This window comes from Cellulomonas sp. HD19AZ1 (genome assembly GCF_004535805.1).
Lineage (GTDB): Bacteria > Actinomycetota > Actinomycetes > Actinomycetales > Cellulomonadaceae > Cellulomonas > Cellulomonas iranensis.
Window position 1 is genome coordinate 75366 of sequence record NZ_SPHX01000004.1, and the last position, 15955, is coordinate 91320.

Genomic DNA, 15955 nt, shown 5'->3' on the forward strand with positions numbered 1-15955 from the left:
CACAATCGACGGCGTGAGTCTTGCCCCACACCATCCCCTCGTCGACGGCCGCACCACGGATTCCGCGCTCGTGCGCGCCTATTCCGGGACGCGTCCGGAACGGCTGCCGGTGTGGTTCATGCGCCAGGCCGGCCGGTCGCTGCCGGAGTACCGCGAGTCCCGCGCGGGCGTCGCGATGCTCGACGCGTGCCTCGACCCGGACCTGGCTGCCGAGATCACGCTGCAGCCCGTGCGTCGCCACGGCGTCGACGCCGCCGTGTTCTTCTCGGACATCGTCGTCCCGCTCAAGCTCGTGGGCGTCGACGTCGAGATCGTGCCCGGCACCGGCCCCGTCATGGGCTCGCCCGTGCGCACGCTCGACGACGTCGAGCGGCTGCGCGACCTGGGCCCGCTCGACGCCGCACGCCTCGCGCCCGTCGCCGAGGGCGTGGCCCGCACGGTCGCGGCGCTCGGCGGCACGCCGCTCGTCGGCTTCGCGGGCGCGCCGTTCACGCTCGCCGCGTACCTCGTCGAGGGTGGCCCGTCGCGCGACCACCTCGCCGCACGGCGCCTCATGCACGCCGACCCCGCGGCCTGGTCGGCGCTCATGGCGTGGGCCGCCGAGATGTCGGGCGCGTTCCTCGAGGCGCAGGTGCTCGCCGGCGCGAGCGCGGGGCAGCTCTTCGACTCGTGGGCCGGCGCGCTGTCGCTCGCGGACTACACCGCGCACTGCGCGCCCGCGTCGGCGCAGGTGCTGACGCGGGTCCGCGCCCTGGGCGTGCGCACGGTGCACTTCGGCGTCGCGACGGGCGAGCTGCTGGTCGCGATGCGCGACGCGGGTGCCGACGTCATGGGCGTCGACTACCGCGTGCCGCTCGACGAGGCGTCGCGCCGCCTGGGCGGCGGGACCCCGCTGCAGGGCAACGTCGACCCCGCGCTGCTCGCGGCGCCGTGGGACGTGCTCGAGGCGCACGTGCGCGACGTCGTGCGGCGCGGGCGGTCCGCCCCCGGGCACGTCGTGAACCTGGGGCACGGCGTGCCGCCCGAGACGGACCCGACGGTCCTGACGCGCCTGGTCGAGCTGGTCCACGCGCTGTGACCGACGCCGCCGCCCCCGCGCCCGGGTCCGACGCGACGCCGCCCGAGGCCGGGTCCGCGCCCGCCTGGGAGGCGGTCGTGGTCGGGGCCGGCGTCGCGGGCCTGGTGGCGGCGCGCGAGCTCGTGCACGCGGGCCTGCGCACGCTCGTGATCGACGAGCGGGACGCACCCGGCGGGGTCGTGCGGGCGCACGAGGTCGCGGGGCTGACGCTCGACGCGGGCGCCGAGTCGTACGCGACGCGGAACGGCTCGGTGGCGGCGCTGCTGGCCGGCCTGGGCCTCGCGGACGACGTCGTCGCACCGCAGCCGCGCGGCGCGTGGGTGCACCTGACCAGCGGCGACGGCCCGCTGCCGCGCACGGGGCTGCTCGGCGTCCCCGCGCACCCGTGGGCGCCCGACGTGCGGCGCACGCTCGGCACGCCGGGTGCGCTGCGGGCACTGCTCGACCTCGTGCTGCCGGCGCGCGTGGGCGCGCGCGAGACGACCCTCGGCGGGCTGGTGCGGGCGCGCATGGGTGCCGCGGTGGTCGACCGGCTCGTGCACCCGGTGGTGGGTGGCGTGCACGCGGCCGACCCCGACGACCTCGCGGTCGACACCGCCGCGCCCGGGCTGCGCGAGGCGGCCGCGGCGGAGCGCGGGTCGCTCGCGCGCGGCGTGCGACGGCTGCGCGCGGCCGCCCCGGCGGGCACCGCGGTCGAGGGCGTCGCGGGTGGTCTGCACCGGCTGGTGGACGCGCTCGTCGCGGACGTCACCGCGCACGGCGGCGTGGTCCTGACCCGCACGAGCGCGGCGTCGGTCGAGCGCGCGGAGGACGGCACGCTCGTCGTCGGCACGCAGGACCGGCACAAGCCGCCGCGCCCGGCGCGCGAGCTGCGCACGGCGCGGCTGGTGGTCGCCGCGCCGGGTGCGGCACGCCTGCTCGACGGGCTGGACGGCGCGTCCCTGGGCGACGTGCAGCTCGACGCCGGCGCGCCCGTGACGCTCGTGACGCTCGTGCTCGACGCGCCCGTGCTCGACGCGGCGCCGCGCGGCACGGGCGTGCTGGTGGGGCCTGGGGTCGACGACGTCCGCGCGAAGGCGCTCACGCACGCGACGGCCAAGTGGGGCTGGGCCGCGGAGTCGGCGGGCCCGGGTCGGCACGTCGTGCGGCTGTCGTACGGGCGCGCGGCCGGGACGGGCGCCGACCCCGGCGCCGACCACGACGCGGGCGCCCCCCCGGCGGACCTGCCGACGGGCGACGCGCTGGTCGACCTCGCGCTGCGGGACGCGTCGACGCTGCTGGGCGTGCGTCTCGACCGCGGCGCGCTCGCCGGGTCGGCGGTGGTGCGGTGGACGCAGTCGCTGCCGCGCCCGAGCACCGCGCACCGGGAGGCCGTGGCGGCGGTCCGGGCGGCGGTCGCGGGCCTGCCGGGGGTCGCGGTGTGCGGCGCCTGGGCGGCCGGCAACGGCTTGGCGTCGGTCGTGCCGGACGCGCGGGCGGCCGCGCGCTCGCTGGTGGCGGGCGACTCACCCGCCTGACGCCGGGCGGTCGCGGACGCATTTTCGCCAGGGATCTGACGACCTGTCAGAAATACTCACAGGAATGTCGTGCGTCACATTCTGCCGACGCCCGACGCACGGACCTGACGCATTGTCAGAACGATCCGGCAGACGCATTTCGCGGCCACCTGGACCTTCGCCCCTGTTTCGACATCCGCGCACCCGCGGACGACACTGGACACATGCCCCAGGACGTCCGGATAGGCACGCGCGCGAGCGCCCTGGCCCTCACGCAGACGGGCCACGTGGCCGACGCGCTCGCCGCGCTCGGCGACCTCGCGGTCGACACCGTGCGCGTGCGCACGGAGGGCGACCGCACCCGCGCGTCGCTCGCGAGCCTGGGCGGCACGGGCGTGTTCGTGACCGCGCTGCGCGACGCGCTGCTCGACGGCCGCTGCGACGTCGCGGTCCACTCGCTCAAGGACCTGCCCACGGGCCCGGCCGACGGCCTCGTGATCGCCGCGGTGCCCGAGCGCGCCGACGCACGCGACGCGCTGTGCGCGCGCGACGGGCTCACGCTCGCGACGCTGCCCGCCGGTGCCCGCGTCGGCACGGGCTCACCGCGGCGGGCCGCCCAGCTGCGCGCGCTGCGCCCCGACCTCGACGTCGTCGACATCCGCGGCAACGTCGGCACCCGCCTGGGCCGCGTGCGCGGGCTCGACCCGACCACCGTCGCCACCGGCGACCACGGCGCGGCACCGCACCCGGGCGTCGGCACCGACGCGCCGCGCGGCGACCTCGACGCGGTCGTGCTGGCCGCCGCGGGGCTCGGCCGCCTCGGGCGGCTCGACGCCGTGACCGAGTGGTTCGACCCCGCCGTGCTGGCCCCGGCCCCCGGGCAGGGTGCCCTCGCGGTCGAGGTGCGCACCACCGACGCCGAGGCGGCCACGCCGCTCGCGGACGCGCTGCGCGCGCTCGACCACGCCCCGACCCGCCGCGCGGTCGTCGCCGAGCGTGCCGTGCTCGCCCGCCTCGAGGCCGGGTGCGCCGCCCCGATCGGCGCGTGGGGGCGGCTCGACGACGCGACGGGCGAGCTCGTGCTCGACGCGGTCGTCGCGGCGGTCGACGGCGCACGCGTGCTGCGGCTGGGCGCCCGGGGTCCGGGCGACGACGACGCCGCTGCCGACCGCCTGGGCCGCCGGCTCGCCGAGGACCTGCTCGACGCGGGCGCGGCCGACCTCGCACCTCTCGGACCGGTGCGATGACGCCCGGCGCCGCCGGCGCGTTCGACGGGTCCACGTCCGACGCCGCACCGCGCCACGTCGCGACACCCGACGGGACCACGTCCGACGCCGCCGCGCCCGACAGCACCACGCCCGAGGCCGCGACCCCCGACGGCACGACGTCCGAGCGGCCCGCGAGCGCACGCCGCCCCTCGCCGGAGCTCGCGGGGTGGCGCGTGCTGGTGCCGCAGCCTCCGCTCGAGGCGGGCACGGGACCGGGCCGCACGAGCCCGGCGTCGGTCGCCCTGGCGACGGCCGGAGCCGAGCCGCTCGTCGTGCCGCTCGTCCGCACGCTGCCCGTCGACGACCTCACGCCGCTCGACGACGCGCTGCTCGCGCTCGGTGCGGGCTGGTACGGGTGGCTCGCCGTCACGAGCCAGGCGGCGGTCGCCGTGCTCGCCGAGCGTGCCGCGGCGCACGACGACGGTCTGGCGGCGGTCGTCGCACGCGCGGGCGTGCGCGTCGCGGCCGTCGGCCCGGGCACGGCGCGCGCGCTCGAGGCCCTGGGCGTGCCCGTCGACGTCGTCCCGCCCGTGCGCTCGACGGCCGTCGACCTCGTCGCGGCGCTCGTGGCGCTCCCGGACCCGGGCGCCTCCCACGCCGACCCCGCGACCGGTCGCTCGGCCGTCACCGTCGACGCGACCGATGACGGGTTCGCGGCGCTGGGCGACCGGCGGCGCGGGGGGACGGCGGACGCGGGCGACGAGGACCGGGGACCGGCCGGTGGGGCGGACGTGCGCGAGCTGCGCCCGGCCGCGCGGCGGACCGACGACGTCGTGGCCCGGCGCGTGCTGTTCCCCCGCGGGGACCTCGCCGCGCCGACGTTCGCCGACGGGCTCACCGAGGCCGGCTGGCACGTCGACGACCTCGTCGTCTACCGCACGGTCCCCGCCGGTCCGCCGGACCCCGACGTCGCGCGGGCGTGGCACGCCGGCGACGTGCACGCCGCGCTGCTCACGTCGGCCAGCACGGTGCGCGCGCTGCTCGACCACCTCGGGCCCCCGCCGCCCGCGACGCTCGTCGTCGTCATCGGCCCCAGCACCGAGGCCGAGGCCCGGCGCCTGGGGCTGCGCGTCGACGCGGTCGCGGAGCGGCAGACCCTCGCCGGGCTCGTCGCGGCGCTCACCGACGTCGTCACGCGCACCGGCGCTGCGCCCGGCGCACCCGCACCCGACGCCCCCGCCCCTGCCCCGTCGGTCACCCCTGCACCCGCCCCGTCCGCACCCCCCACCCCCGCGGAGGACCCCGCATGACCACCCCCTCACCCGGCCGGCTGCGCCCGCGCCGCCTGCGCCGCACGCCCGCCCTGCGCCGCCTCGCCGCCCAGACGCGCCTGCACCCGGCCGACCTCGTGCTGCCGGTGTTCGTGCGCGAGGGCCTCGACGCGCCCCGCCCGCTCGGCTCGATGCCGGGCGTGCTGCAGCACACGCGCGACTCGCTGCGGCAGGAGGCCGCGCGCGCGGTCGAGGCCGGGCTCGGCGGGATCATGCTGTTCGGCGTGCCGGCGCACCGCGACGCGACGGGCACGGGCGCGACCGACCCCGACGGGATCCTCAACGTCGCCGTGGCCGACGTGGTCGCGGAGGTCGGCGACGACCTCGTGGTGCAGGCCGACCTGTGCCTCGACGAGTTCACCGACCACGGCCACTGCGGCGTGCTCACCCCGAGCGGCGCGGTCGACAACGACGCGACGCTCGAGCGGTACGCGGCGATGGCCGTCGCGCAGGCCGAGGCGGGCGCCCACCTGGTCGGGCTCAGCGGCATGATGGACGGCCAGACGGGTGTCGTCCGGGACGCGCTCGACGCCGCGGGGCACACCGACGTCGCCGTGCTCGCGTACGCCGCGAAGTACGCGTCGGCGTTCTACGGGCCGTTCCGCGAGGCGGTCGAGTCGCAGCTCGACGGCGACCGCCGCAGCTACCAGATGGACCCGGCGAACCGCCGGGAGGCCGCGCGCGAGGTCGCGATCGACGTGGCCGAGGGCGCGGACGTCGTCATGGTGAAGCCCGCGATGTCGTACCTCGACGTGCTCGCCGACGTCGCCGCGACGTCACCGGTGCCCGTCTGGGCGTACCAGGTGTCGGGCGAGTACGCGATGATCGAGGCCGCGGCCGCGCAGGGGTGGATCACCCGCAGGGGTGCCATCACCGAGTCGGTGCTCAGCATCCGCCGCGCGGGCGCCGATGCGATCCTGACCTACTGGGCGACGGAGCTGGCCGGGTGGCTGGCGGAGGAGCGGTGATGACGCAGGTGGACGACGTCGCGGGTGCAGCCGGCCCCGTGGACGGCCCGGCGTGGACGGGCAGCAGCACCGCGGCGTTCGAGCACGCGACCGCCGTCATCCCGGGCGGCGTGAACTCCCCCGTGCGGGCGTACGGCTCGGTGGGCGGCACGCCCCGGTTCCTCGCGTCGGCGGCGGGCGCGCACGTGACCGACGTCGACGGGCGCACGTACGTCGACCTCGTCGGGTCGTGGGGCCCGGCGCTGCTGGGCCACGCGCACCCCGAGGTCGTCGACGCCGTGCAGCGCGCGGCCGCGCGGGGCCTGGGCTTCGGCGCGCCGACGACGACCGAGGTCGAGCTGGTCGACGAGGTGCGCGCACGCGTGCCCGCGGCCGAGCGGGTGCGTCTGGTGTCGACGGGCACCGAGGCGACCATGACCGCGCTGCGGCTGGCGCGCGCGTGGACGGGCCGCGACAAGGTCGTGAAGTTCGCGGGCTGCTACCACGGGCACGTCGACGCGCTGCTCGCGCAGGCGGGGTCGGGCGTCGCGACGCTCGCGCTGCCCGGGTCCGCGGGCGTCACGGCGGCCGTCGCGGCCGAGACGATCGTCGTGCCGTACAACGACCTGGACGCGCTGCGCACGGCGTTCGCCGAGCACGGCGGCTCGATCGCCGCGGTCATCACCGAGGCGGCGCCCGCCAACATGGGCGTCGTCCCGCCGCTGCCCGGGTTCAACCGCGAGCTGCGGCGCCTGACGTCGGAGCACGGCGCGCTGCTCGTGCAGGACGAGGTGCTCACGGGCTTCCGCGTGGGTCCGGCCGGGTGGTGGGGCCTCGAGGGCGCCGCCGAGCAGTGGGCGCCCGACCTGCTGACGTTCGGCAAGGTGATCGGCGGCGGGCTGCCCGTCGCCGCGGTCGGCGGGCGCGCCGACGTCATGGACCAGCTCGCGCCGCTCGGGCCCGTGTACCAGGCGGGCACGCTGTCGGGGAACCCGGTCGCGACGGCCGCGGGGCTGGCGACGCTCCGGCTCGCGGACGGCGACGTGTACGCGCGCGTCGACGCGGCGGCCGCGCGGCTGCGACGCGAGGTCTCGGGCGCGCTCGTGCAGGCCGGCGTGCCGCACGCGATCCAGTGGGCGGGCAGCCTGTTCAGCATCGTGTTCGGCGAGCGCGCCGCCGCCGAGGGCGCGCGCGACTACGCGGGCGTGCAGGCGTCCGAGCACTGGCGGTACGCGCCGTTCTTCCACGCGCTGCTCGACGCGGGCGTGCTCGCGCCGCCGTCGGCGTTCGAGGCGTGGTTCTTGTCCGCGGCGCACGACGACGAGGTGCTGGACCGCGTGGTCGAGGCGCTGCCGGGTGCGGCGCGCGCCGCCGCGGAGGCCACGCGTCCCGAGTGACGCGGACGCGGGCGGCCCGGGATCCGGGCCGCCCGCGCGCGGGTGGCAGGGCCGGCCCGGCTCCGGACAGGTGCGCCGGGCCGGCCCTCCACCGTTCGAGGGTGCCGCGTCAGGCGCGCGGCGCGACCGGAGAGGCCGACTCCGCGTCGACGGCCTGCGGGGCGTGCGACGACGTGCCGGGCGCGTCCGCGTCCTCCGCCGGCCCGTGGGCCGTCGTCGCGGCGCCGCGCCCGGCTGCGAGGTCGAGGCGGTAGGCGCGGACCGACCACGTCACGGCCGCGACCCACACGAGCGCGATGGCCGCGAGCACGAGCCCCTCGGTGGGGGTGTCACCGACGCCGACCCAGTCGGAGCGCAGCAGCGTGCGGGTGTTGGTGAGCACGATGACGCCGCCGACAGCCGAGCCGAGCACGCGGCCGGGGACCTTGCGCACGAGCCACGCGGCGAAGGGCGCCGCGATCAACCCGCCGATGAGCAGCGCGGCGACCCACGTGAAGTCGATGCCCTGCGAGCCGAGCGAGAACAGGAAGCCGAGGCTCGCGGCGAGCGCGACGAGGAACTCGGACGTGTCGATCGAGCCGACGACCTTGCGGGGCTCGAGCCGCCCGGACGCGAGCAGCGCGGGCGTGCCGACGGGGCCCCAGCCGCCACCGCCCGTGGCGTCGACGAACCCGGCGAACACGCCGAGCGGCGCGAGGAACCGCTTGCGCAGCGGCAGGTGCTGGCGGTCGGTGCGCAGGCCCTTGAGCGTGAAACGCACGAGCAGGTAGACGCCGAGCGCGAGCAGCAGCAGGGACATCACGGGCTTGGCGGCGTCGGTCGAGAGGTTCGACAGGAACGTCGCACCGGCGAACGCGCCGACGGCGCCGGGGACGCCGATGCGCAGGACGACCTTCCAGTCGACGTTGCCGAACCGCCAGTGCGAGACGCCGGACGCGAGCGTCGTGCCGATCTCGGCGAGGTGGACGGTGGCGGAGGCCGCGGCCGGGTTGGTGCCGATCGCGAGCAGGAGCGTCGTCGAGGTGACGCCGTAGGCCATGCCGAGGCTGCCGTCGACGAGCTGTGCGGCGAGGCCGACGAGGGCCAGGAGGATCAAGGAGGGCACGGGGACCACCTCGGGGCGGCCGGCGGGGAGGCCGGGAGCGGGTGACGCGCACGGGCGGTTGTCCGTACCTTGCTGATAATTCCGACCTGGTTAGCGGGATTTCAAGGATCGGTCGCATCCTGAGACGCCGTCTCGTGAGCGGACGGCGCGGCGGCACGGCACGGGGCGTAGGGTCGTCCGCCGTGACGACCGCGGGAGTGATCAGGGTCAGCGCCGTGGTGCTGCGGGACGCGACGGGCGCGGTGCTGACGGTGCGCAAGCGCGGCACGTCGCGGTTCATGCTCCCCGGGGGCAAGCCCGAGACCGGCGAGACACCCGCGCAGACCGCGGTGCGCGAGGTGCAGGAGGAGGTCGGCCTCACGCTGCGCGTCGAGACGCTGCGCCCCCTCGGCGTCCTGCGTGCCGCCGCGGCGAACGAGGACGGGTTCGAGGTCGAGGCCGACGTCTTCGAGCACGCGCTCGACGCGCCCGTCGCGGTCGGCGCCGAGATCGCCGAGCTGCGCTGGCTCGACCCCGACGCCCCGCTGCCGCCCGACCTCGCGCCGCTGCTGCGCGACCGCGTGCTGCCCCTGCTGCAGGCCTCGCCCCGACCCTGACGACGCCGGGCGCCCGGCCCGGGGTTGCCGCGCGACCGTCGGGGGTCGCCGCGCCACCGTCAGCGGTTGGCCGTGCGCCGTCTGAGGTCGCCGCGCCACCGTGACGGGGCGGGCGCGCCCGTCAGGGGTTGAGCCAGGCGTCCTCGCGCGCGGCCTGCCGGACCACGAGCTCGGGCAGCTCGCGCTGCACGACGTCGGCGAGCGTGACGCCCTCGAGCACGTCGCGCACGGACGCCCGCAGCGCGACCCAGACGTCGAGCAGCGCCGTGGCCGACCCCTCGTAGGTGAGCCCGGGCGGGCGCACGTCGCGCACGGTGACCAGCGGGCCGTCGACGGCCCGGATGACCTCGGCGAGCGTGATCTCGTCGGCGCCGCGCGCGAGCCGGTACCCACCCGCGCGGCCACGGACGCTCGTCACGACGCCGGCCCGGCGCAGGTCCCCGAGGATCCGCTCGAGGAAGCTCGTGGGGATGCCCTGCCCCTCGGCGAGCACCTCGCTCGAGACCGAGTCGTCCGCCGGCCTGCTGGCCAGCTCGGCGCACGCCCGCACCGCATAGTCCGCCTTCGCCGAGACACGCATGGGGTCGATCATCCCTGAGCGGGGCGTCCGCCGGGCGCGAACACCCTGGCGAAGATACCCCCCAGGGGTATGATTGACGCATGTCCACCGAGACGGCACCCGTCACGCACGACACCCCCGACGCCGACGCGCCCGCGCTCGCACCCCCCGCGGACGCCGCCGTGCACGACCACGTGCACGACCACGTGCACGACCACGCGACCTACGGGTACTCGCCCGCCAAGGCCGAGTACCTGCGCCGCCTGCGCCGCATCGAGGGCCAGGTCCGCGGCATCGCCCGGATGGTCGACGAGGACGTCTACTGCATCGACGTCCTCACGCAGGTCGCCGCCGTCACCAAGGCGCTGCAGGCCGTGAGCATCGGCCTCGTCGAGGACCACCTCGGCCACTGCGTCGTCGACGCGGCGCGGCAGTCCCCCGAGGCGGGCGCCGAGAAGGTCCGCGAGGCCTCCGCCGCGATCGCGCGCCTCGTGCGCAGCTGACCCACCCCACCTCGCGACGGCCCTCACGGGGCCCCCGCGACACGTCCCGCGGCACGGCTCCCCACCCGGGGCCGCGCCACCCACCCGCCGTCCGCGTCGCCCCGGCCGCCCCCGCCCGCTCGCGCAGGCCCCCGCCGCACCGGACACCCGCACCGAAGGAGCACCACCATGGCCACCACCACGTTCCGCGTCGACGGCATGACCTGCGGCAACTGCGTCAAGCACGTCACCGAGGAGCTCACCGCGCTGCCCGGCGTCACCGACGTCACCGTCGAGCTCGTGACCGGCGGGGCCTCCCCCGTCACCGTCACGTCCGACGCACCGCTCGACGACGCCACGGTCGCGGCCGCCGTCGAGGAGGCCGGGTACGCCGTCACGCCCGCGCGGTCGCTGCTGTGAACGCGCCGCGGACCGCCCCCGACGGGGTGGGGGCCGCGGGGATCGACCTCGCGGTCGAGGGCATGACCTGCGCGTCCTGCGTCGCGCGCGTCGAGAAGCGGCTCAACCGCGTGCCCGGCGCGACCGCGACGGTGAACCTCGCGCTCGAGACCGCGCACGTCGAGATCACCCCGACCGACGACGCCCCCGCGCCGACCGTCGACGACCTCGTGGCCGCCGTGCGCGCCGCGGGGTACGACGCGCACCCGGTCCCCGCGCCCGGCGCGGTGCACCACGGGCCCCCGGGCGCGGCGCACGACGGCGCCGGCGACCACGGCGCGCACGACGAGGTCGAGCACGCGCTGTCGGGCATGCAGCACGCCGGCATGGAGCACGACGCCGACGACGACACGTCCGCCCCCGTCGACGCGCGCGGCGCCGACCTGCGCCGCCGCCTGCGGGTCGCGGCCGTGCTCACCGTCCCCGTGGTCGTGCTGAGCATGGTCCCGGCGACGCAGTTCCGCGGCTGGCAGTGGCTCGTCGCGGCGCTCGCGCTGCCGGTCGCGACGTGGGCGGCGTGGCCGTTCCACCGCGCGGCCATCCGCGCGGCGCGGCACGGGTCGTCGACCATGGACACGCTCGTGTCGATCGGCGTGGTCGCCGCGACCGCGTGGTCGCTGTGGGCGCTGCTGCTGGGCGGTGCGGGCGAGCTCGGCATGCGCATGACGCCGACGCTCTTCCCGGCCGCGGGTGCGGGCCACGGCACCGCGATGCCCGAGCTGTACTTCGAGGTCGCGGCCGTGGTCGTGACGTTCCTGCTCACCGGCCGGTACGCCGAGCACCGTTCGCGCCGGCGCGCGGGCGACGCGCTGCGCGCGCTGCTGGACCTCGGCGCCAAGGACGTCGCGGTGCTGGTCGACGGGCCCACGGGCCGCGTCGAGCGACGCGTGCCCGTGGACCGGCTCGCGGTCGGCGACGAGTTCGCGGTGCGCCCGGGCGAGAAGGTCGCGACCGACGGCGTCGTGGTGACGGGGACGAGCGCGGTCGACACGTCGCTGCTCACGGGCGAGCCCGTGCCCGTCGACGTCGGCCCCGGCGACGAGGTCACGGGCGCGACCGTCAACACGTCCGGGCACCTCGTGGTCCGCGCGACGCGCGTCGGCTCCGAGACGCGCCTGGCGCAGATCGGCCGGCTCGTGGCGCGCGCGCAGACCGGCAAGGCGCCCGTGCAGCGGCTCGCCGACCGGATCTCGGCGGTGTTCGTGCCGGTCGTGCTCGTGATCGCGGTCGGCACGCTCGTGGTGTGGCTCGCGACCGGGGGCGGCGTGCAGGCCGCGTTCACGGCGGCCGTCGCGGTGCTGATCATCGCGTGCCCGTGCGCGCTGGGGCTCGCGACGCCCACGGCGCTGCTGGTCGGCACGGGGCGTGGTGCGCAGCTCGGGATCCTCATCAAGGGCCCCGAGATCCTCGAGGAGACGCGGCGCGTCGACACCGTCGTGCTGGACAAGACCGGCACGGTCACGGCCGGGCGCATGGCCCTGGTCGACGTCGTGCCGGCCGCGGGCGAGGACGCCGACGAGGTGCGGCGGCTGGCCGCGGCGGTCGAGCGGCTCGCCGAGCACCCGATCGCCCGCGCGATCGCGGAGGCCGCACCGGAACCGGATCGCCCTGTCACGAGAGCGCGATCCGACAACCCCACCGAGAGCACCGGGCTGGATCGCACTCTCGCGACAGAGCGATCCGACAACCCCACCGAGAGCACCGGGCTGGATCGCACTCTCGCGACAGGGGGATCGGGCGTCGGGGTCGGGGCCGACGGGGTCGCGGTCGGCGCCGACGAGGTGCGCGAGTTCCGCGCCGACGCGGGGCGCGGCGTGAGCGGCGTGGTCCGCACCGCGCACAGCGGCGTCGCACTCGCACGGCGCGTGCTCGTGGGCCGGCGCGGCTGGCTCGAGGAGCAGGGCGTCCGCACGGACGACGTCGCGGCGGCGGTCGACGCGGCCGAGGCCGACGGCGCGACCGCGGTGGTCGCGGCGTGGGACGGCCGGGCGCGCGGCGTGCTGGTGCTGCGCGACCCGGTGAAGCCGACGTCGACCGACGCGGTGCGCGAGCTGCGCGCGCTGGGCCTGCGCCCCGTGCTGCTCACGGGCGACAACCGGGGCGCCGCGCTCGCGACGGCCCGCGCCGTCGGGATCGCCGACGCGGACGTCGTCGCGCAGGTCATGCCGGACGAGAAGGTCGCGGCGGTCGAGCGACTGCAGGCCGGCGGTGCGCGCGTCGCGATGGTCGGCGACGGCGTGAACGACGCCGCGGCGCTCGCGACGGCGGACCTGGGCCTGGCGATGGGCACGGGCACCGACGTCGCGATCGAGGCGGCCGACCTCACGCTCGTGCGCGGCGACCTGGCGTCCGCACCGCAGGCGATCCGGCTGTCGCGGCGCACGCTGCGGGTGATCCGGCAGAACCTGTTCTGGGCGTTCGCGTACAACGTCGCGGCGATCCCGCTCGCGGCGCTGGGCCTGCTCAACCCGATGATCGCGGGTGCGGCGATGGCGTTCTCGTCGGTGCTGGTGGTGTCGAACTCGCTGCGGCTGCGTCGCTTCGCGTGACGTCCACGGCGAGACGTCCCGCGTGACTGACGCGGTGTGACGGATGCGGCCCCCGGCGGTGGTGACACCGTCGGGGGCCGCGGACTATCATCGCTCTATGACGATGACATCTGCTGAGGACGATGAGGGCGTCTGGAGCACCGACGCCGGTCTCACCGCCCCGACGGCCGCACTGTTCCGCGCGCTGGGCGAGCCCGCACGCCTCACCCTGCTGCGCCACCTGTTCACGGGTGAGCACCAGGTCCGCGAGCTCACCGACCACCTCGGGCTCGCGCAGAGCACCGTCAGCGCGCACCTCGCGTGCCTGCGCGACTGCGGGCTCGTCACCGTCCGGCAGCGCGGGCGCGCGTCGATCTACACGATCGCCGACCCCGCGCGCCTCGCCGGGCTCATCGCCGCCGCCGAGTCGCTGCTCGACGCAGGCCCGCACCCCGACGAGTGCGCGCACCTCGCGGGGGCCGACCGGTGAGCCACGGCCACGACCACGCGCACGGCGGCACCGACCACCGCGGGCGCCTCGCCGTCGCGTTCGGGCTCACCGCGACCGTGCTGGTCGCGCAGGCCGTCGGCGCGTACCTCACCGGCAGCCTCGCCCTGCTGGTCGACACCGCGCACATGCTCACCGACACCGCGGGCCTGCTCATGGCGCTCGTCGCGGCGCAGCTCACGCGACGCCCGGCGACCGCGCGGCGCACCTGGGGGTACCGCCGCGCCGAGGTGCTCGCGGCGCTCGCGCAGTCGGCCGTGCTGCTCGCGGTCGGCGTGTACGTGCTGGTCGAGGGCGTGCGTCGCCTCACGGCGCCGCCCGAGGTGCCGTCGACCGAGCTCGTGGTGTTCGGCGTGATCGGCCTCGTGGCCAACGTCGTGTCGCTCACCGTGCTCGCGGGCGGGCGCTCGTCGGGCTTCAACATGCGCGCGGCGTTCCTCGAGGTCCTCAACGACGCGCTGGGGTCGGTCGGCGTGATCGTCGCCGCGATCGTCATCGCGACGACCGGCTGGCAGCAGGCCGACGCGGTCGCGGGCCTGCTCATCGGCGTGCTGATCGTGCCGCGCGCCGCGCGGCTGCTGCGCGAGACGGCGTCGGTGCTGCTCGAGTCGACCCCGCCCGGGCTCGACCTGGACGACGTGCGCGCGCACCTGCTCGAGGTCGACCACGTGCTCGACGTGCACGACCTGCACGCGTCGCTCGTCGCGACGGGCCTGCCGGTGGTCACGGCGCACGTGGTGGTGGACGACTCGTGCTTCGGCGACGGGCACGGCCCGCGGATCCTCGACCAGCTGCAGGAGTGCCTGGCGACGCACTTCGAGGTGTCGGTCGCGCACTCGACGTTCCAGATCGAGCCCGCGTCGCACCGGACGCACGAGTTCCTCGGGCACGCCTGACGGCCGGACGGGTGACGGCCGGAGGTCCCGTGCCGGACGCCGCGGGGCGCTGCTAAAGTGATATCACTTTGATAGCGCGCCGCGGCGCCCGTCCCCCGGAGGTCCCCATGCCCGACACCGCCCCGCCGCAGGAGTCCGTCGGAGGCGACCCCAGCGGCCGTCCCGTCGGCCACGCCGGCGCCCGCGTCGACGTCGCCGAGCGGTCCGCGTGGTCCACCGGCGCCGGCGGGGCCGTCATCGCGCTGCTGTTCGTGCTCGTCGCCGTCGCCGGCGCGATCCTGCTGTTCATGGAGGCCGAGGCCAGCGGCGTCGACGCGCTCGGGTTCCTCGGCGCCCTGTGCGTCGGCGCCGCGGTGCTGCTGCTCAGCGGGCTCGCCGTCATCAGCCCCGGGCAGACCCGCGTCGTGCAGCTCTTCGGCCGCTACGTCGGCACCGTGCGCCGCACCGGACTGGTGCTCACCATCCCCCTGACGACGCGCAAGAACGTCTCGGTGCGCGTGCGCAACTTCGAGACCAACGAGCTCAAGGTCAACGACGCCGACGGCAACCCCATCAACATCGCCGCGATCGTCGTGTGGCAGGTCGCCGACACCGCCACCGCGACATTCGCGGTCGAGGACTACGCCGACTTCGTGCGCGTGCAGTCCGAGTCGGCCCTGCGCCACGTCGCGATGTCCCACCCGTACGACCACGCCGACGACGGCGAGACGTCGCTGCGCGGCGCGACCGACGTCATCTCCGCCGAGATCGCGGCCGAGGTCGCCGCGCGCGTCGTCATCGCGGGCATCGAGGTCATCGAGGCGCGCATCTCCAACCTCGCGTACGCCCCCGAGATCGCGCAGGCCATGCTGCAGCGTCAGCAGGCCGGCGCGATCATCGCGGCCCGCGAGCGCATCGTCGAGGGCGCGGTGTCGATGGTCGAGGGCGCGCTCGGCCGGCTCGAGGTCGACGGCATCGTGCAGCTCGACGACGAGCGGCGCGCCGCGATGGTGTCGAACCTGCTGGTCGTGCTGTGCGGCGAGTCCCGCGCGACACCCGTCGTGAACGCCGGGAGCCTGTACGCGTGACCGGCGACGAGCGCACGGGCGCGGCGGGCGGGGGCGCGGACGACGCGACCACGCCCGCCGCGCCCGCACGCGCCCGCCGCGAGCGCAAGCAGGTGCTGCTGCGCCTCGACCCCGCGGTGCACGACGCGGTCGCGCGGTGGGCCGCCGACGACCTGCGCAGCGTCAACGCGCAGATCGACCTGCTGCTGCGCCGTGCCCTCACCGACGCGGGGCGCATGCCCCACGCGGCGTCCGACCCCCCGCGCCGCGGCCGCCCGCCCCGCACGGGCTGACCGACACCGGCGGACCGACACCGCCG

The 15955-nt window shown here is 77.1% G+C and carries 16 protein-coding genes; 14 read left to right on the forward strand and 2 right to left on the reverse strand.

Annotation, left to right across the window (positions count from 1 at the left end; genetic code table 11):
- Positions 1 to 13 precede the first annotated feature (13 nt).
- The 6 genes from hemE to hemL all read left to right on the forward strand — a co-directional run bounded on the left by hemE (position 14) and on the right by hemL (position 7457).
- Positions 14 to 1078, forward strand: a complete 1065-nt coding sequence (gene hemE / locus E4A51_RS09010) for a uroporphyrinogen decarboxylase (protein WP_134851540.1) — start codon at positions 14 to 16, stop codon at positions 1076 to 1078.
- Positions 1075 to 2595 (forward strand): NAD(P)/FAD-dependent oxidoreductase, encoded by a 1521-nt coding sequence (locus E4A51_RS09015; RefSeq protein ID WP_240696433.1) that lies wholly within the window; start codon positions 1075 to 1077, stop codon positions 2593 to 2595. Before hemE ends, E4A51_RS09015 begins: the two co-directional genes overlap by 4 nt.
- 203 nt (positions 2596 to 2798) lie before the next feature.
- Complete coding sequence (gene hemC / locus E4A51_RS09020) at positions 2799 to 3821, forward strand: hydroxymethylbilane synthase (protein WP_070319535.1); 1023 nt, start codon at positions 2799 to 2801, stop codon at positions 3819 to 3821.
- Positions 3818 to 5092: a uroporphyrinogen-III synthase gene (locus E4A51_RS09025; protein WP_134851541.1), complete on the forward strand. Its 1275-nt coding sequence runs from the start codon at positions 3818 to 3820 to the stop codon at positions 5090 to 5092. The genes hemC and E4A51_RS09025 overlap by 4 nt, the downstream gene beginning before the upstream one ends.
- Positions 5089 to 6081, forward strand: a complete 993-nt coding sequence (gene hemB, locus E4A51_RS09030) for a porphobilinogen synthase (protein WP_062103829.1) — start codon at positions 5089 to 5091, stop codon at positions 6079 to 6081. The genes E4A51_RS09025 and hemB overlap by 4 nt, the downstream gene beginning before the upstream one ends.
- Complete coding sequence (gene hemL, locus E4A51_RS09035) at positions 6081 to 7457, forward strand: glutamate-1-semialdehyde 2,1-aminomutase (RefSeq protein WP_070319537.1); 1377 nt, start codon at positions 6081 to 6083, stop codon at positions 7455 to 7457. The genes hemB and hemL overlap by 1 nt, the downstream gene beginning before the upstream one ends.
- A gap of 109 nt (positions 7458 to 7566) precedes the next feature.
- On the opposite strand, the gene E4A51_RS09040 is transcribed toward hemL, so the two are convergent.
- Positions 7567 to 8562 (reverse strand): sulfite exporter TauE/SafE family protein, encoded by a 996-nt coding sequence (locus E4A51_RS09040; protein ID WP_082739959.1) that lies wholly within the window; start codon positions 8560 to 8562, stop codon positions 7567 to 7569.
- Positions 8563 to 8744: 182 nt separating this feature from the next.
- Between E4A51_RS09040 and E4A51_RS09045 the strand changes: the two genes are divergently transcribed.
- A complete protein-coding gene (locus E4A51_RS09045) occupies positions 8745 to 9158 on the forward strand; it encodes an NUDIX domain-containing protein (RefSeq protein WP_046529561.1) in 414 nt (137 codons plus the stop codon).
- A 121-nt stretch (positions 9159 to 9279) separates the two neighbouring features.
- Here the strand turns inward: E4A51_RS09045 and E4A51_RS09050 are convergent, their stop codons facing one another.
- Positions 9280 to 9738 carry an Rrf2 family transcriptional regulator gene (locus tag E4A51_RS09050; protein WP_046530933.1) on the reverse strand — a complete coding sequence of 153 codons (459 nt, stop codon included), beginning with the start codon at positions 9736 to 9738 and terminating at the stop codon, positions 9280 to 9282.
- 80 nt (positions 9739 to 9818) lie between these two features.
- On the opposite strand from E4A51_RS09050, the gene E4A51_RS09055 reads away from it, so the two are divergent.
- The 7 genes from E4A51_RS09055 to E4A51_RS09085 all read left to right on the forward strand — a co-directional run bounded on the left by E4A51_RS09055 (position 9819) and on the right by E4A51_RS09085 (position 15929).
- On the forward strand, positions 9819 to 10220 hold the full coding sequence (locus tag E4A51_RS09055) for a metal-sensitive transcriptional regulator (RefSeq protein WP_167748880.1): 402 nt from the start codon (positions 9819 to 9821) through the stop codon (positions 10218 to 10220).
- Between the two features lie 168 nt (positions 10221 to 10388).
- Complete coding sequence (locus E4A51_RS09060) at positions 10389 to 10619, forward strand: heavy-metal-associated domain-containing protein (protein ID WP_134851542.1); 231 nt, start codon at positions 10389 to 10391, stop codon at positions 10617 to 10619.
- Positions 10620 to 10681: 62 nt separating this feature from the next.
- A complete protein-coding gene (locus E4A51_RS09065) occupies positions 10682 to 13207 on the forward strand; it encodes a cation-translocating P-type ATPase (protein WP_134851784.1) in 2526 nt (841 codons plus the stop codon).
- Positions 13208 to 13310: 103 nt separating this feature from the next.
- A complete protein-coding gene (locus tag E4A51_RS09070; protein WP_134851543.1) occupies positions 13311 to 13676 on the forward strand; it encodes a helix-turn-helix transcriptional regulator in 366 nt (121 codons plus the stop codon).
- Positions 13673 to 14590, forward strand: a complete 918-nt coding sequence (locus E4A51_RS09075; RefSeq protein WP_062101444.1) for a cation diffusion facilitator family transporter — start codon at positions 13673 to 13675, stop codon at positions 14588 to 14590. The genes E4A51_RS09070 and E4A51_RS09075 overlap by 4 nt, the downstream gene beginning before the upstream one ends.
- Before the next feature lie 107 nt (positions 14591 to 14697).
- Positions 14698 to 15657 (forward strand): SPFH domain-containing protein, encoded by a 960-nt coding sequence (locus tag E4A51_RS09080; RefSeq protein WP_134851544.1) that lies wholly within the window; start codon positions 14698 to 14700, stop codon positions 15655 to 15657.
- On the forward strand, positions 15654 to 15929 hold the full coding sequence (locus E4A51_RS09085; RefSeq protein ID WP_134851545.1) for a hypothetical protein: 276 nt from the start codon (positions 15654 to 15656) through the stop codon (positions 15927 to 15929). Before E4A51_RS09080 ends, E4A51_RS09085 begins: the two co-directional genes overlap by 4 nt.
- The last annotated feature ends 26 nt before the right edge of the window (positions 15930 to 15955 follow it).

Excerpts from the sequence above, each read along its gene's own strand:
- hemC (WP_070319535.1), top strand. The coding sequence starts at position 2,799 with ATGCCCCAGGACGTCCGGATAGGCACGCGCGCGAGCGCCCTGGCCCTC.
- E4A51_RS09025 (WP_134851541.1), top strand. The coding sequence starts at position 3,818 with ATGACGCCCGGCGCCGCCGGCGCGTTCGACGGGTCCACGTCCGACGCC.
- hemB (WP_062103829.1), top strand. The coding sequence starts at position 5,089 with ATGACCACCCCCTCACCCGGCCGGCTGCGCCCGCGCCGCCTGCGCCGC.
- hemL (WP_070319537.1), top strand. The coding sequence starts at position 6,081 with ATGACGCAGGTGGACGACGTCGCGGGTGCAGCCGGCCCCGTGGACGGC.
- E4A51_RS09050 (WP_046530933.1), bottom strand. The coding sequence starts at position 9,738 with ATGCGTGTCTCGGCGAAGGCGGACTATGCGGTGCGGGCGTGCGCCGAG.
- E4A51_RS09055 (WP_167748880.1), top strand. The coding sequence starts at position 9,819 with ATGTCCACCGAGACGGCACCCGTCACGCACGACACCCCCGACGCCGAC.
- E4A51_RS09060 (WP_134851542.1), top strand. The coding sequence starts at position 10,389 with ATGGCCACCACCACGTTCCGCGTCGACGGCATGACCTGCGGCAACTGC.
- E4A51_RS09065 (WP_134851784.1), top strand. The coding sequence starts at position 10,682 with ATGACCTGCGCGTCCTGCGTCGCGCGCGTCGAGAAGCGGCTCAACCGC.
- E4A51_RS09070 (WP_134851543.1), top strand. The coding sequence starts at position 13,311 with ATGACATCTGCTGAGGACGATGAGGGCGTCTGGAGCACCGACGCCGGT.
- E4A51_RS09080 (WP_134851544.1), top strand. The coding sequence starts at position 14,698 with ATGCCCGACACCGCCCCGCCGCAGGAGTCCGTCGGAGGCGACCCCAGC.